The following is a 16,953-nucleotide window of genomic DNA, read 5'->3' on the forward strand; positions in this document are numbered from 1 at the left end:
TAAATCATATCAGATTGACAAGTGATTGTCAACTAAAAGTTTGAAGTTTTTTTCGTTTGAACAAAAGTGTTTAAAACGAATTTTCTTCGGCTGCTTAACAGCGACTTTGTTATTTTAGCAATCTGTTTGCCGTCTGTCAATCACTTTTTTAAGTTTTTTTCAAACTTTTTTAATTGCTGTTCTCAAGCGTTGTTTCTCTCTTGAGGACATGTAATAATATACCAACTAAAACACGTGAGGTCAATGGATTTCTTGTGCTTTTTTCAACTTTTTTTCATATCCGATTGTTTATTTCTTTCCAGCTGATAATCATTCGTTATTTAAGCTTTTTCATGCAAAATTAACGGGTAAAAAGCGGAAATATCTAGTGAAGTTTTCTATTAAAAAAACCTGCCGATCATTGAAATCGACAGGTTTTTCTATTTTACCTCATTGTTGGGAACAATAGGACGTCGCGAATCGATTGCGCATCGGTCAACAACATGACTAGTCGGTCGATCCCGATTCCTAGTCCTCCTGTTGGCGGCATACCATATTCTAATGCCTCTAGGAAATCTTCATCCACCCCATGGGCTTCATCGTTTCCTTGTTCTCGTTCTTTTTCTTGGTCCTCAAAACGCGCTCTCTGATCGATAGGATCGTTTAACTCAGTGAAGGCATTGGCAAATTCTCTGCCTACAATAAATAGCTCGAAGCGATCGGTAAAGCGACCGTCATCCGGATTTTTCTTCGCCAATGGAGAAACTTCTACTGGGTGACCATAAACAAAAGTTGGTTGTTGCAGTGTATCTTCTACGAATGTTTCGAAAAATTCATTGATGATGTGTCCTACAGTCATCGCATCAGTAATCTCAACATGATGTTTTTTAGCCAATTCACGAGCTTCGGCAACAGTCATTTCTTGCCAGAAGTCAACACCGGTTTGCTCTTTGATGGCATCGACCATGTGGATCCGTTTGAATTCAGCTTCCAGGTCAACTTGTTGCCCGTCATAGCTGATGGTTGCATTACCAAGAACCTTTTGGGCGGCGTTGCGGATAATTCCTTCTGTCAGGTCCATCACATCACGGTAATCGGTATAAGCAGTATAGACTTCGAGCATCGTAAATTCTGGGTTATGGGTCGTGTCGATTCCTTCGTTTCGGAAAACCCGACCAATTTCATAAACTTTCTCCATGCCACCGACAATCAGACGTTTTAAATGCAATTCCAAAGCGATACGCAAATATAGGTCCATATCCAATGCATTATGATGGGTCGTAAATGGACGAGCAGCTGCTCCGCCGGCTTGATTGTGCAGAACCGGTGTTTCCACTTCCAAATAGTCCAATCCATCTAAATAGCGACGGATTTCGCTGATAATTTGGCTGCGTTTGGTGAAACGGTCAAAACTTTCCCGGTTGCTGATTAAATCCAAATAGCGTTGACGGTAGCGTTGTTCAACATTCGTCAAGCCATGGTATTTATCAGGCAATGGGCGCAACGCTTTTGATAAAATCGTGATTTCTTTGGCTTTGATGGTTACTTCACCGGTATCGGTTTTCATGATTTCACCGGCTACACCGAAGAAATCTCCAAGGTCAGCGTGTTTGAAAACATCATAAGCTGCATCTCCGACTTGATCTTTGCGAACGTAGATTTGGATTTGTCCTTCCCGATCTTGCAAATGGGCAAAGCCGGCTTTGCCCTTGCCTCGTTTGGTAATGATGCGGCCAGCGATACTTGCTGAGAGATTCATTTCCGCTAATTCTTCTTTTGTGCGTTGGTTAAATAATTCATGCAATTCTGCGGAGTTATGGGTCCGGTCGAAACGCTTGCCGAAAGGATCAATCCCCTCTTCTCGCAACTGTTCCATCTTTTGACGACGAACCAGCATTTGGTCATTTAGTTCTTCTTGTGTGTGTTGTTCCTCTGTCACGAGTGTTCCTCCATTCTGTTTTCTGTTCTTTCTTATAATGCCAATGATGGCGAAAAAAAGCAAGACGATTTAAGCTTTTCGTCTTGTTTTTTATTCTTTATGCAGCTATCTTGCTACCGGATGCTGTTCGATTTTTTCTACAAAAGCATCAAGGAGATCAATGATCGTGTGTTGGTCCTCCGCTTGATTGATAGCCACTTTAACTTTTGCCGCGCGAGGAATCCCCTTTAGATAGTAGGAAGCATGCTGACGAAACTCTCTGGCAGCTACTCCTTCTCCCTTTAAATCCACCAAACGTTGCAGATGTACCTTCGCTGTTGCGATTTTTTCTCTTGGCATAGGTTCGGCCATCAACTCTCCAGTTTCCAAGTAATGTTGTGTGCGATGAATCATCCAAGGATTCCCCAAAGCTGCCCGACCGATCATTACACCATCGGCACCGACTTCTTCCAGCATTCGTTTCGCATCTTCCGGGGTTTTTACGTCACCATTCCCCATAAATGGAATCGTGATATTTTGTTTAACTTCTTTTAATACTTCCCAATTTGCCACACCTTCATACATCTGAACCCGTGTCCGTCCATGCATGGCAATTGCTGAGGCACCGGCTGCTTCTGCCGCTTGGGCATTTTGAACGGCAAAAACATGCTGATCATCCCAACCAATACGCATTTTTACTGTCACGGGAATATCGACAGCAGAAGACACCGCATGTACCATTTCATACACTTTATCGGGATCCAGCAACCATTTTGCACCCGCTTCTGCCTTGATGACTTTGTTGACGGGACAGCCCATGTTGATGTCGATGATATCTGCTTGAGTATTTTCCTGAACAAAGCGCGCTGCTTCAACTAAGGAGTCCTTGTTTCCGCCAAAAATCTGAACACTCAATGGATGTTCCCGTTCATCAATATACAGCATCTCCAAGGTTTTTTTGTTACGAAAATGGATACCCTGGTCGCTAATCATTTCGCAAACGACTAATCCGGCACCAAATTCTTTGACGGTTACACGAAAGGCCGCATTGGTAATCCCTGCCATAGGGGCAACAACAACGCGATTGGGAATCTCTACATTCCCGATTTTCCATGTGTTGTTCATTTTTTCCCTCCCGCTTCTTCCTTTAATGCAGCTAAATCTTCTTCTGTGTACTGATACTTATTATTGCAAAAAGCGCAAACTGCTTCGGCACCATGATCTTCCTCGATCATCGCCTGAATTTCATCTGGTCCTAGAGCGATGATTGCTTCTGAAAATTTTTCTTTTGAACAGTCACAGGCAAATTGCACGTCAATAGTGTCCAAAAATTCCACTTTGGTAGCTGGCAACAGACCTTGTAAAATATCTTCTGGCCGTTGTCCTTCATCCAATAAGGTGGAAATTCGCGGCGTTTCCTTCAACGCCATCTCAATTGCCTCAATTACGGCTTCATCTGCTCCCGGCATGATTTGGATCATGAATCCTCCGGCCGTTTTGATGGAATCATCTGTATTGACTAACACGCTTAACCCAACGGCAGAAGGAATTTGCTCGGATACGGCCAAATAGTAAGTAAAGTCATCCCCCAGCTCTCCTGATACAATCGGTGTTTGACCGGAGAAAGGTTCTTTCAATCCCAAATCCTTGATGACGGTGAACATTCCTTGGGTTCCAACTGCTCCTCGGACATCAATCTTTCCCTGTTCATTCAGAGGCAAACTTAAATGTGGATTTTTGATATAGCCTTTGACGTCCCCGTGACCGTTACTATCGACGATAATCGCCCCGGCAGGACCATCTCCTTGAATCTTGATAGTTAATTTATCTTCACCTTTAACTGTAGCTCCCAGCAACAAGCCGCCAACCAGCGCCCGTCCTAAGGCAGCAGAGGAAGTATTCCATGTATCATGACGCTTTTGCGCTTCGGCAACTGTGTGAGTCGCGCTGACTGCGTATGCGCGAACAAAGCCGTCGTATGCTAATGCTTTTACTAAATAATCTTTCATGGGATCAATCGCTCCTTTTGATTTTACTTATGAATCATACTAGGAAGCGACTTTTTTTTCAACGTTGCCGGTTCAAAACAAATAAAAAACTTAAAAAATCCAGCCAGAGGGACGGATTTTCCGTCTTCTGGCTGGATCTGTCATTTCTTATTGTTCATCTTTTGGTTGATCGGAATCATCTTTTGTGCGAACTTCTTCAGCTTCTGCGTCAAAGTACTCTTTTGCTTCTTCAAAATCAGATTTTTCAGCGGCTTGTTTTTCCGCATCCTTTTCTTCCAAGGCACGTTTTGCTTCTTCAAAAGTTTGTGCTTTTTCGCTTGGGTATTCTTCTTCTGTTCCTTCCGGCATTTTACCTTCTTCAAACAGTGATTTGATTGCTTTCGCATCCAAGGTTTCATGTTGCAACAATTTTTCAGCAATCAATTTGTGTTGTTCGCGATGCGCTTCAATGATTTCCCGCGCTTTTTCATGGGCTTGATTCAAGATGCTTCGTACTTCTTGATCGATCTCATAAGCGACTTGTTCCGAGTAAGCTTTGGTTTGACCGTAGTCACGACCGACAAAGACTTGATGATTGCCTTCATATTGAACAGGTCCAAGTTTTTCACTCATCCCGTATTCAGTCACCATGCTGCGAGCCAAACCGGTTGCTTGTTCAAAGTCATTGGAAGCACCGGTAGATTGAACGTTGAAGATGATTTCTTCTGCTGTCCGTCCACCAAGCAATCCAACGATTTGTTCAAACATATCGTCTTTGGTCATTAGCATTTGATCTTCTCTTGGCAAGGCGATCATGTATCCACCCGCTTTTCCACGAGGGATGATCGTTACTTTATGCACCACTCGGGCACGGCTTAAGACCAAACCAACGATCGTATGCCCTGCTTCGTGGTATGCCACCATTTCTCGTTCCCGTTTGCTGATTACGCGATCTTTCTTTGCTGGTCCAGCAATAACACGGTCTTCGGCTTCATCCACATCAGAAGCATCAATTTTCTTTTTATTTCGACGAGCAGCAACTAATGCCGCTTCATTCAAGACATTCTCTAAATCTGCACCGGCAAAGCCTGGTGTTTGTTGCGCTACGACTTTCAAATCAACGTCATCCGCTAACGGTTTGTTCCGAGCATGAACCCGTAAAATCGCTTCACGGCCTTTAACGTCTGGACGACCCACCAAAATTTGACGGTCAAAACGACCTGGACGTAGCAAAGCAGGATCTAACACATCGGAACGGTTGGTTGCGGCGATGACGATGACGCCTTCGTTGCCGTCAAATCCATCCATCTCAACCAATAATTGGTTCAAGGTTTGTTCCCGTTCATCATGACCGCCGCCCATACCAGCGCCACGTTGACGACCAACGGCATCGATTTCATCGATGAAGATAATTGCTGGTGCATTTTTCTTTGCGGTTTCAAAGAGGTCACGGACACGACTTGCTCCGACACCAACGAACATTTCTACAAAGTCTGAACCAGAAATTGAATAAAACGGTACGCCTGCTTCACCGGCAACGGCTTTTGCAAGCAAAGTTTTACCAGTTCCGGGAGGTCCTTCCAGCAAGACACCGGCTGGGATGCGGGCGCCAAGTTCCACGAAACGCCGCGGATCTTTCAAGAATTCAACAACTTCTACTAGTTCTTGTTTTTCTTCTTCTGCTCCGGCAACATCAGAGAAGCGGATACGGTTGGCTTTTTTGTCAGCTTCTTTGGCTTTGGATTTGCCAAAGTTCATGACACGGCCGCCACCACCGCCGCCACCGCCTTGTTGGCCCATCATCATATAGAAGAAAAAGATAATGATTACCAATGGCAGGAAGCTCATTAACAGTGAAAGCCATACGCCGCTGTTTGATTGTTCTTTGATGACTGTTTTCACATCGTTCTCACTGGCTAAGTCCGTCACTTCGCTAAGTGTGGAATCATTTGGTAGAACGGTTGTAGAAAAACTGGTTGTTGGTGTATCTGTGTCTCCCCAAACAGACAGCCCATTGCTGTTGCTGACCGTTTGTTTTTCTTTGTATTCACCGGTAATTTTGTAAACACCATTTGTTGGCTGGACGGAAAATTCTTTGATTTTGCCATCTCTTAATTGTTCGGTAAATTTAGAGTACTCGATGTCTGGCGATTGCTGGCTGCCGTTTCCAAAGATGAAATAGACGACCATGACCATCGCAAGGAGCACGAGTACATAGTATAAGGTATTTTTCAGCATACCGTTATTTTTCTTATTCATGCTTGCCCTCCCTGGCTATTCTTTTATCAATACTGACCATTACATTGTACCATATCTAAATTGAATTCTAGCATTAATTTGACTGATAAACGCTAGGTTTTAAAACTCCTACATAAGGAAGGTTGCGATATTGCTCAATGTAATCTAAACCGTATCCGACCACAAATTCATTTGGCACGTCAAAACCGATATAATCTGCTTCGATATCTACCACACGGCCTTCTTGTTTATCTAACAAGGTCACGATTTTTACTGATTTAGCTTTGCGGTATTTGAACAGATCCACTAGATACGCAAGGGTGCGGCCACTGTCAATGATGTCTTCCACGATTAACAGGTCACGACCTTCAACATTGGTATCGAGGTCCTTCAAAATTTTTACTTCTCCTGATGAAACGGTTGCCTTACCGTAACTGGACACGTCCATAAAGTCCATCTCCAAGTAACAATCCATCGCACGAACGATATCTGCCATAAAATGGATTGAACCTTTCAAAACGCCGATTACTAGCGGGTTCTTTCCTTCGTATTCACTGGTCAGTTCTTTCCCCAACACGTCACAGCGAGCAGAAATCTCTTCTTTGGTAACTAAGATTTTCTCGATATCTTTTTCTAACATTTTCTTCTCCTTCCAATGCTACTTCCGATATTTATAAAGAAGTCTGTAGTGTATTTTATCAGTTTCCTCGGCAATACTCAAATAAGAAAAGAGGACCGGTAGAATTGCCACTATGCGTTGTTCCTCATCTTCCACCAGCCAAGCCCGTTCCCGTTGTTCATTGGGTATTTTTTTATCGATAAACACACGACTGACTTTTTTTCGCAACGCTGGAGTCAGCTGAATCCTGTCTCCTGCCTTGCGTTTACGGATTGTTACCATCGTGGAAAAGTCTACCGGTAAAACTTGACTGAATTCTGACCAAAATTTGACTTTTTTGGGAATTTTCCCCGGTTGATCACTGCGCCACAGCGCCAACCATTCATTTTCTGACAAAAAAAGGCTTTCGCCTAACCGCATTTCGTGGCATTTCAGTGCTTCTTGGCTTTGATTTTGCTGCAAAGAAAAGCGGTCATAGGTTTTGATAACTTGCCAATCTTCCTCAAAATCTAAGGTCCACTGGGCTTTCTCACTATTTAGCTGCTGCAAAATTTTCATCAGCTGCTCTTCACTGGCACCGATTCCCAGTTGTTTGCGACTTTCCATAAAGAAATATTGCAAATAAAAATAGCGTTGAGCAGGCGCATTCGCCAAAAAATCAGGCAAGGCAAACTGCCAATCCGCTTCTCGGTGGACGGCTGTTTCAAACCATGCTTTTTGCTGTTGTGTCACCCAGTCTTCTGCCCAAAGCAATTGCTGAGACAATTGCTGAAAATGCGGTAAAATCTGTGGATTTTCTTTTTTCAACAAGGGAACCACCTGATGCCGCAGCCGATTTCGCTGCATATCCAACGAAGAATTGGTTTCATCTTCATAATAGAAGATTTTTTTTTGCTGGGCGTAGGTTTGAATTTCTTCTTTGCTGAAGGACAGCAGGGGACGAATCAGCTTTCCGCCAGCAAAAGATTGGCTAGGACGGATTCCGGCAGCACTTTTCAAATTGCCTTCCCGCATCATTTTCATCAGCATCGTTTCCAATTGGTCATCACTGTGATGAGCTGTCATCAGAGTATCAAAATAATACGTCTGCATCAGCTGACGAAAAAAATCATAGCGAAATTGCCGTGCCGCATTTTCCATCCCGGCGATTGGCGGATTTTCCCAGCGACGAACATAACAGGGAATTCCTTTTTTTTGACAATAGTCCTGCAAAAACTTTTCTTCCTGCTGTGACGCCTCCCGCAACTGATGGTTGATATGAGCCACAGCGATGGTGCAGTCGATTTTTTGACTGACTTTTTCCATCAAATCCAGCAAAACCATTGAATCTACCCCGGTAGAGACCGCCAGCAAAATATTTCGCTGTGGCTCCCAGTAGCCCTCCTGATTGCCCCGCTGCCAAAACGCTGTTTCTAATTCCACACACTTCACCTGCTTTTTTTAAGATTCTATCCTTGATTGAATGACAGAAAAAAATCCGAACTATCGTAGAAAGCACTCCAAAGCGCCGCAGTTTTGCGACAAGGACCAACCGGACCGCAGGAGCAATATTCTATATAGTTCGGATTACATTTGATTTTGGTAATCATGGGTTCAAAAACTTCTAATCAGGAACGAATAGGTCTGATTTCTTTATCTTTGAACGAATGAATACAACTTCATTCCGCCTTTGTTTCACTCTCTGCAAAACAAATTCAGCTATTAGTTGCGACGCCCGCCGCGGCCACCGCGTTTTCCTTCAGTATTGCGTTTCAAAGATGTCAGACGGTCATCGCTGTCTTTCAAAAATGAACTCATCAATGAATCGAAGTCTTGTTTATTGGCAGCATTCATTGGGCTTTGCCCACGAGAAAATGATTTCTTTTGTACGGGACGGCTGCTGCGTGGTTCTTTTTTTACAAATTCACGTTTTTCTTGCGGTTGTTCTTGCGCTTTGCGAATTGATAAGCCGATTTTCCCGTCATCTCCAACAGAAGTAACCAATACCGTTACTTCATCGCCAACCTTCAACACATCATTGATATCTTTGACAAAGCCATTTGATACTTCGCTGATGTGAACCAACCCGGTTTTTCTATCCCCTAAATCGATAAACGCACCAAAATTTGTGATACCAGACACTTTTCCTTGTAGCTTAGCTCCTGCTTCGATTGACATATAAAAACTGTTCCTCCTAGTTTTTTCCCTAAATATATATTTCACTACTCATTGGTAGTAGTAGACGATTGTGATTCGCTTGTTTGATTGTCTCCTTCTGGCAAAGGATAGACACTTTCTCCGTCTTTTGAATAAAAGAAACGGCTGCGGGCTAATTTTGCCACGTAGTCATCGTCCTTCAACAGGGAAACATCATGTTGGAGCTGGGCAACCGTTTTGGCGGCCTCTTCCTGCTCAAGCACTGCTTCCTGCTTGATTTCCCGGAGTTCTTGCAAACGTTGATGGTCTTGAAACAATTGAAACCCGACAAACACAAAAACGGCTATCGCTGCAATAAAAATCGCACCTAAGCGTCGGCGACGAAAAACAACTTGCTGATGTTGTTCTTTGTATTTTGCATACTGAGCCTTTGCATAAGCAGTGTCAAGCGTCGTAATGTTGTTCTCGTTTTTCATCGCATACTCTCTCCATCTCTCGTGATTGTCGTTCTCATTATACCAACATCAAGATAGCTTGTCTAATCTAATTCGCATGACTTTCTTGACGTGTTTCCGAAATAATTTCGTACATTTTTTCTGCATCTTCTTTTTTCGTTGATTCATGCAGTTCGGTGACTTTGATTTCCAAGAGTTTGTTGCCAAATTGAATCTTTACAAGGTCGCCGATTTTTACGGTACTGCTGGATTTTGCCAGCTTGCCGTTGATCTGGATTCGCCCTTTGTCTGCCACTTCTTTAGCAACCGTTCGCCGTTTGATGATTCGCGCGATTTTTAAAAATTTGTCTAAACGCATCGTTTTTAGCTCCTTTTAAAACGTAATATTTTTTTCCCAAATGGCAGTAATAGCCATTCTCTAACAGTAAACAGGCGCAATCGAATCGCGCTGCCGATGAAAAAGACGACGCCAATCGCCACTCCCACCACACTGATTCCCAGTGCCTGCAATCGGTGTTGGACATTACCAAAAAGAAATGCCACACCGCTATAATAAACCAATATACTACAAATCATGATTCCAATACAGAAAATCAATGTTCTGCCGAATTTTCGTTCCCGCCAAAAAGCGTTTAGACGAGCATCTTCTTTTTTGATCAGTCGCTGTAAAACTATCGCTAAACCGGCCAACGTTCCTAAGCTGGCACCCACCGTCCCAAATAGCGCCGTCAATCCCCAAGTGGCAATACATTTCACCAAAAGACCCAACCCGGCTGCTTGGATTGATGTGCGGAAGCGGTTTTTGCTTTGGGCAATACTTTGATAGGCTTGGATCATCCCCATCAAAAACACGGAAAAAACAAATAGAGTCAGTGTTTCATTTCCGGAAAAATCCTTGAACAGGGCAAAATTCACATAGGGCAGTAATAAAACCAGGCCCACGGAAGCCGCCAACGCAATACTCGCCGTCAAACGCAGATAAATTTTGGCGGAATTACGAAACAGGCGTTGATTTTCTTGGTGAAGATACCCCGTCAATGCCGGCAAAAAAGTCGAACTTAATGCTGTTGCAGCTACGAGTCCCAACTGTACTAATGGCTGTCCCCGATCGTAAACACCCTTGGCGATTCGTGCCGCCTGTTGTGTCAGTCCGTAGGTTTCCAACGCATTGGTAATGACAAAGGAATCAATCAGCTGAAATAAAATCAGCAGACCACTATAAATAAAAAGCAGACCGCCTTCAATTAAAAAACGTCGCCGTAAGTCCGGATCTTGAGGAGAAAAAAGCGGCAAACGATTCAAACCTAACGTTCGGCCATGAATTTTTTTTTCGTAATGGGCTAAAATCAGCCACGCGGCAGAACCGCCAACCACTGCCCCAAGCATGGCGATTGTTCCGGTTTGATAGATAGATAAACCAAAATGGCGAAAAGCCCAAGCCGCAAGCAATATCACACTGACCCGCAGCAACTGTTCCACCACCTGCGAAACAGCAGAAGGTACCATTTGAAGATTCCCCTGAAAATTCCCCCGATAAAAGGCCAACGGAGCAACCAATAAAAAGGCGAAGGACACCACCCGAATCAACACTGCTAACTGGGCATTTCCCATCAGGTAAGCGAAAGCTCCAGCACCAAAAAAAGTAGCTCCCCACAGCAGAACCGAAGTCCATAAAACCAATGGATACAGTTTTTCCATGCCTTCTCGTTGCGCTTTTAGCGTAGGCTTTTCTGCAATATATTTGGAGATAAACTGCGGCAGCCCGGAAAGCGCCAGCGTCATCGCCATGCCATAGATTGGATAAACCTGCTGGTACACATAGAAGCCTTCATCCCCCACCACGTTTTGAAAGGGAACTCGATAGACTGCACTCAGTAATTTCGCCACAAAAGATGCCAACGTCAGCACGAAGGCCCCTTGCATGACTGTCTTCATTTGATTTTTTGCCACAAGTTCGCCTCCGCTCTTTTCTGATTTTTACATGGATTGCTCGTTATTCCGGTTTTTTTGTTTTGTATTTTTCTGCCCGTAATGCTTTAACAAAAGACTGAATTTCTTGCAGCCAGACAATCTCCGACATTTTTTGTGGAATCGTCAGTGTAATCTGCATTTTTTCATTGCTAACTCCCAACGCCGCTTTCAGCTTCGTTGCCGTCAACGCTTCAAACAATTGCTCAACAGAATATGTTTTCGTTCCCACCTTGCTCAACACAAAACGCAGCTGCTGCTGTTCCTTGCGAATCGTTTCCAACAGGGCGCGGTCGCCATCCATCTTGATTTGTCCGATTGTCAGCAAATGAGCCACTTCATCAGGATACTCACCAAAACGATCTAACAAATCATCTTGAACTTCATCCAACATTTCTTCTGTTTCCAATTCGCGGATTCGTTTGTAAATCTCGATTTTTTGCCGTTCATCTTCAATATAGGTTCCCGGCAGATAGGCATCGATTCCCAAATCGATTTCCACGGAGGTTTTTTCGGTTTGCGTATTCTTTCCTTGTTTTCGTGCCACAGCTTCAGACAGCATTTGGGAGTACATATCAAACCCAACGGCATCAATAAAGCCATGCTGCTGTGCTCCCAACAGATTTCCCGCACCCCGAATCGACAAATCCCGCATTGCAATTTTAAAGCCGGAACCCAATTCCGTAAAATCTTTGATGGCTTGCAGCCGTTTTTCACTGACTTCATTCAATACTTTTTGCTGTTCATACATAAAGTAGGCATAAGCGACCCGATTTGACCGACCGACACGTCCTCGCAATTGATACAGGGTGGATAAACCCATATAATCAGCATTTTCAACGAATAACGTATTGGCATTGGGAATGTCAACACCGGTTTCGATGATGGTGGTAGTGACTAACACGTCATACTGCCCCTCGATAAAATCAAACAGCGTATTTTCTAATTGAATTTCCGTCATCTGACCATGTGCAAAACCGATTCGAGCATCCGGCACCAGCGCTTGGATTTCATCAACTTTTTTCTCAATTGTAGCAACCCGGTTGTACAAGTAGAAAACCTGTCCTCCCCGAGCCATTTCCCGCAAAATCGCTTCACGGATTGCACCGGGATTGGTTTCCATCACATAGGTTTGAATGGGGTAGCGGTTTTCCGGCGGCGTTTCGATGACTGATAAATCACGAACCCCCAGCATCGACATGTGCAACGTACGGGGAATCGGTGTTGCCGTCAACGTCAAGACATCGACTTGTGAACGAAGTTGTTTCAACCGTTCCTTATGCTTCACACCAAAACGCTGTTCCTCATCCACTACCAACAAACCTAAATCAGAAAACTGCACATCTTTTGACAATAGACGATGGGTACCCACCACGATATCCACTTGACCGGTCCGTAATTGTTCAATGGTTTCTTCCTGTTGCTTTTTCGTACGGAACCGACTCAGCAAACCGATATTTACCGGAAACCCTTCAAAACGATCCATCATGGTTTCATAATGCTGTTGCGCCAAAATCGTTGTCGGAACTAAAAAAGCGACCTGTTTGCTTTCCTTAATGGCTTTAAAAGCTGCCCGCAAAGCTACTTCTGTTTTCCCAAAGCCCACATCGCCGACTAGCAGCCGATCCATTGGCTTGGTTTTTTCCATGTCGTGTTTGATTTCTGCCGTACTCCGCAACTGATCGTCGGTTTCCGTATAAGCAAAGGCATCCTCAAATTCTTGCTGGTACCCGTCATCCGGCCCAAACGCATACCCTTTTTCTGATTCTCGTTTGGCATACAGTGCAATCAAATCATCTGCGATATCTTCGATTCGACTGGATACTTTGCGTTTTGTTTTGCTCCATTCACTGCCGCCAAGTTTGTTGATCTTTGGCGTTTTTGATTCAGAAGCCACATATTTTTGGATCAAATTCAACTGAGTGACTGGAATAAATAATTTGTCCTCGTTTTGGTACACAATCGTGAGGTAATCTTGATGGACACCGTCGACTTCCAACGTCTGCATCCCGATAAATTTCCCAATCCCATGATTGGCATGAACGACAAAATCCCCGGGCTTCAATTCATTATAGCTTTTTAGCCGTTCGGCATTGGAAATCGTCTGCCGCCGCGCACGTTTTTTCTTGACCTTTTGAAAAATCTCTTTTTCCGTCACTACCACTAACCGATCCTGTGGCAATTCAAATCCGCTTTGTAGACTCCCTTGGATGATTTGGGTACGTCCGGTTATTATTTTGTTGGCCGCTGCCTGCACCGCATAAATTTCATGGTCACGAAAATCATTTTCCATTTTTTGTGCGCGTTCAGCATCTGCCACCACAAAAATCACTGTCTGTTGTTGTTTTTCCCAACGGTCGATTTCTGCTTTTAACAAACCGATTTGGCTGAAAAATTGTTGCATCGGACGGTATTGAAAATTATGGATTGCTTGAAAGCGCAGATTTCCCATTCCTTTTTGGAACAACGCAAAAAACGTAGTGACAAAATTTTCTTTTTGGAAAAATTGATGACTGTCACTGCCAAAATGCTGTTCAGAAAAGACCCGCAGCTCTTCGATTCGTTGCGTCTGCCATTCTGCTTCTTCCCGTTCAATTTCCCGATTTGTTTCCATAATTCGGGGATAATCGTCCACAAACAACAGACTGTCAGGCAGAAAGTAATCTGCTACCGTATGCTCTTCTTGGTACAACAAATCTGCATAGTAGTTCGCATTTTCTCCCGGCAAATTCTCTTGCCAAGAAGCCGCTAATTGACCAAAATAATCTGTTAAAAATTCCTTGTCTGTGGCTTCTTTCGTAACGGCCAAACGTTTTTTCAGAACTTCCTCCAGCCGCTGCCGCCCGTGAGCCATATCGGCTTCTGAAAAAACCAATTCAGTGGTCGGCGTAATCGTGACCTGCTCCACATTGCCCACAGAGCGTTGCGTCTCCACGTCAAAATAGCGCATTGAATCGATTTCGACATCAAACAATTCAATACGGATTGGATATTCAGAGGTGATGGGATAAATATCAAGGATACTACCGCGAATACTGAATTCGCCGGGTTTTCCAATCATACTTTGGCGCTCATAGCCCATTAAAAGCAAAGTTTGCGGCAATTTTTCCAGTGCAAGTTCTGTGCCGATGTTCCAATGAAGCTGATACTCCCGCCAGGTTTGCGGATCAGGTAATAATTTTCGTAGAGCCGCTACCGGTACGACGTAAATTCCTTTTTTTTGCTGACTGACCGCATTTAAGGTTTCTACTCGTTCCGCCCGAGCTTCTGGAGAAGAAAATGCCATCTCCGCCGACAACACTTCGTCCACCGGAAAGAGGTAAACATTCTCTTCCAAGTTACGTAAATCTTCCGTTATCTGATTGGCATAGTACAGATTAGGCGTGACCAAAATAATTTGCTTTTGAAATTTTTGATACGTTCCAAGAATTGCCAACGTTTTTGCCGAACCGGATAATCCCGTCAGCAATTGCCGCTTGGCTTGTTGCTTGATTTGTTCCTGCCACTGATTGATCAGCGGCGTTTGGTTCATAACATCAACCAAGTTCATTGTTTTGCCCCTCGTTCATTTTAATGTATGCCATTTTCTTACTAGAAAATGACGTTTGATTTTCTCTACATATATCATTCTGCTAGACCACTTGGTAAAAGTGGAACTGAAATTCGTGTTTATTATATAGTAATAAAATTTCTGTGTCTGTTTAATTAAAGTGGTTCATCGTTGCGGTGAAGTCTTGGTTTTCCAGGTAAAATTCACAGGCTGCCACCGCTTTGTCAATGCTGGCTGCAATCGTTGGCAGATCTTCTTTGGCAAAGGGACTCAAGACGTGATTCACTACAGTCATTCCTGCACGTGGTCGGTCGATCCCGATTTTCACACGATCAAAAACAGTGGTGCCTAAATGAGAAATCAGACTCTTCATTCCATTATGTCCCCCCGCACTGCCCTTTTGTCGCAGTCGAATTTTTCCTAGCGCCAAATCCAAATCATCGTAAACAACCACCAACTCTTCAGGAAGAATGCCATAATAGGTCATCAACGGTCCAACAGCACGACCAGAATCATTCATAAATGTTTGAGGCTTCACAAGAAATACTTTTTCTCCATTACTAAAAAAGTCGGCGATTTCCGCTTCGAAAGGACTTGTTTTAAAGCTGATCTGCTGTTTCTTTGCCAACTGGTCAACTGTCATAAAGCCGACATTATGTTTTGTCATTTCATATTTTTTTCCGGGATTTCCCAACCCGACAATCATTTTCATAAAACACATTCACTCTTCTCTTCAAACACAAAAGGCTGGACGGTATCACTACCACCCAGTTGTGTCTTTTCTAATTCTAAAAAATTATAACACAGACGAGAAGGTTGTCGTTACCCATAAACCTCTAAATTTTCATTAAACTTTTAAAGAAGCCGCTAAAAATTTGAAAACTGGCAATCCTATTATTTCAACATTGTAAGCTTTTACACAATATAACAGTTAAAAAAACTGTTATAATTTCAAGCGTATTAGATGACAGTCACAAGGAGAAATGGTACGATTGTGTAGGATAGAACAAATCTGAGGAAGGAATGATACAACAATGACAGATGTCGAAAAAAGAGAGTATCTTAAAGATCACCAAAAAGTAATTCTTGTCGGAGATGGTGCAGTAGGTTCCAGTTATGCTTTTGCCTTAGTCACACAAAATATTGCGCAGGAAGTCGGAATCGTTGATATTAACACAGCCAAAACTGAAGGAGATGCACTGGATTTAACCGATGCTCTTGCATGGACTTCACCAAAGAAAATTTACTCTGCCACTTATGCGGATGCCCATGATGCAGATTTAGTTGTCATTACAGCCGGCGCTCCTCAACGTCCTGGAGAAACTCGCTTGGATTTAGTTCACAAAAACTTAAAAATCAATCGCAGTGTTGTGACACAAATCGTAGAATCCGGATTTAACGGAATCTTCTTAGTCGCAGCAAATCCTGTGGATATTTTAACTTACGCAACGTGGAAATTCTCTGGTTTCCCTAAAGAACGCGTTATCGGTTCAGGAACATCTCTTGATTCCGCTCGTTTCCGTCAAAAAATTGCGGAACTTGTCAACGTGGATGCTCGTAACGTCCATGCCTACATTTTAGGTGAACACGGCGATTCAGAATTCCCTGTTTGGTCTCATGCCAACGTGGCTGGTCTGCAAATTTATGAATGGATCAAAAATAATCCTGACGTTGATGAAGAAGCAATGGTCAACATGTTCTTTAGTGTTCGTGATGCTGCTTATACCATTATCGAGAAAAAAGGTGCGACCTTCTATGGTATCGCTACTGCCTTGGCCCGGATCACCCGCGCCATCTTGAATGATGAAAATGCCGTGTTCCCATTATCTGTTTATTTGGATGGCGAATACGATCAAAACGACATTTATATCGGTGCTCCTGCCGTAATCAACGCGCAAGGTATCCAACAAGTTATCCAAATCCCATTGACAGATTCCGAACAAGATCGGATGAACGCTTCTGCTTCAGAATTGAAAGCAATTTTGACACAAGCATTCAGCGACCTTGAAAAAGAAGACGCAGAAAATAAATAAAAAAAATAGGGCTCATCCATTCGATGGGTCCTATTTTTTCTTTTTTTACTTTCTAATTAACCATCAATT

The 16,953-nt window shown here is 43.4% G+C and carries 13 protein-coding genes; 1 reads left to right on the top strand and 12 read right to left on the bottom strand.

Features of this window, described 5'->3' with window-relative positions; translation table 11 throughout:
- Window positions 1-424: 424 nt before the first annotated feature.
- The 12 genes from lysS to pth all read right to left on the bottom strand — a co-directional run bounded on the left by lysS (window position 425) and on the right by pth (window position 15,563).
- The gene (gene lysS, locus BAU16_RS01765) at window positions 425-1,918 is read right to left on the bottom strand and encodes a lysine--tRNA ligase (RefSeq protein WP_161526300.1); all 1,494 of its coding nucleotides are present in this window, start codon (window positions 1,916-1,918) and stop codon (window positions 425-427) included.
- Between the two features lie 105 nt (window positions 1,919-2,023).
- A complete protein-coding gene (dusB, locus tag BAU16_RS01770) occupies window positions 2,024-3,022 on the bottom strand; it encodes a tRNA dihydrouridine synthase DusB (RefSeq protein ID WP_161526301.1) in 999 nt (332 codons plus the stop codon).
- Window positions 3,019-3,906 carry an Hsp33 family molecular chaperone HslO gene (hslO, locus tag BAU16_RS01775; RefSeq protein ID WP_048603383.1) on the bottom strand — a complete coding sequence of 296 codons (888 nt, stop codon included), beginning with the start codon at window positions 3,904-3,906 and terminating at the stop codon, window positions 3,019-3,021. The genes dusB and hslO overlap by 4 nt, the downstream gene beginning before the upstream one ends.
- 147 nt (window positions 3,907-4,053) lie before the next feature.
- Complete coding sequence (ftsH, locus tag BAU16_RS01780; RefSeq protein ID WP_137604876.1) at window positions 4,054-6,144, bottom strand: ATP-dependent zinc metalloprotease FtsH; 2,091 nt, start codon at window positions 6,142-6,144, stop codon at window positions 4,054-4,056.
- Between the two features lie 73 nt (window positions 6,145-6,217).
- Window positions 6,218-6,763, bottom strand: coding sequence for a hypoxanthine phosphoribosyltransferase (gene hpt / locus BAU16_RS01785; protein ID WP_048603381.1), 546 nt, complete (start codon window positions 6,761-6,763; stop codon window positions 6,218-6,220).
- Window positions 6,764-6,781: 18 nt separating this feature from the next.
- Window positions 6,782-8,164 carry a tRNA lysidine(34) synthetase TilS gene (tilS, locus tag BAU16_RS01790; RefSeq protein WP_161526302.1) on the bottom strand — a complete coding sequence of 461 codons (1,383 nt, stop codon included), beginning with the start codon at window positions 8,162-8,164 and terminating at the stop codon, window positions 6,782-6,784.
- Window positions 8,165-8,443: 279 nt separating this feature from the next.
- Complete coding sequence (locus BAU16_RS01795) at window positions 8,444-8,899, bottom strand: S1 domain-containing RNA-binding protein (RefSeq protein ID WP_048603379.1); 456 nt, start codon at window positions 8,897-8,899, stop codon at window positions 8,444-8,446.
- A gap of 44 nt (window positions 8,900-8,943) precedes the next feature.
- The gene (locus tag BAU16_RS01800; RefSeq protein ID WP_048603378.1) at window positions 8,944-9,354 is read right to left on the bottom strand and encodes an FtsB family cell division protein; all 411 of its coding nucleotides are present in this window, start codon (window positions 9,352-9,354) and stop codon (window positions 8,944-8,946) included.
- Window positions 9,355-9,421: 67 nt separating this feature from the next.
- Complete coding sequence (locus BAU16_RS01805) at window positions 9,422-9,691, bottom strand: RNA-binding S4 domain-containing protein (RefSeq protein WP_048603377.1); 270 nt, start codon at window positions 9,689-9,691, stop codon at window positions 9,422-9,424.
- Between the two features lie 5 nt (window positions 9,692-9,696).
- The gene (locus BAU16_RS01810) at window positions 9,697-11,283 is read right to left on the bottom strand and encodes a putative polysaccharide biosynthesis protein (protein ID WP_048603376.1); all 1,587 of its coding nucleotides are present in this window, start codon (window positions 11,281-11,283) and stop codon (window positions 9,697-9,699) included.
- Window positions 11,284-11,326: 43 nt separating this feature from the next.
- A complete protein-coding gene (gene mfd, locus BAU16_RS01815; protein WP_442896815.1) occupies window positions 11,327-14,833 on the bottom strand; it encodes a transcription-repair coupling factor in 3,507 nt (1,168 codons plus the stop codon).
- A 169-nt stretch (window positions 14,834-15,002) separates the two neighbouring features.
- On the bottom strand, window positions 15,003-15,563 hold the full coding sequence (gene pth / locus BAU16_RS01820) for an aminoacyl-tRNA hydrolase (protein ID WP_048603401.1): 561 nt from the start codon (window positions 15,561-15,563) through the stop codon (window positions 15,003-15,005).
- 322 nt (window positions 15,564-15,885) lie between these two features.
- On the opposite strand from pth, the gene BAU16_RS01825 reads away from it, so the two are divergent.
- A complete protein-coding gene (locus tag BAU16_RS01825; RefSeq protein WP_048603374.1) occupies window positions 15,886-16,884 on the top strand; it encodes an L-lactate dehydrogenase in 999 nt (332 codons plus the stop codon).
- Window positions 16,885-16,953 lie beyond the last annotated feature (69 nt).

This window comes from Enterococcus sp. JM9B, assembly GCF_009933265.1.
Classification (GTDB): domain Bacteria; phylum Bacillota; class Bacilli; order Lactobacillales; family Enterococcaceae; genus Enterococcus_C; species Enterococcus_C songbeiensis.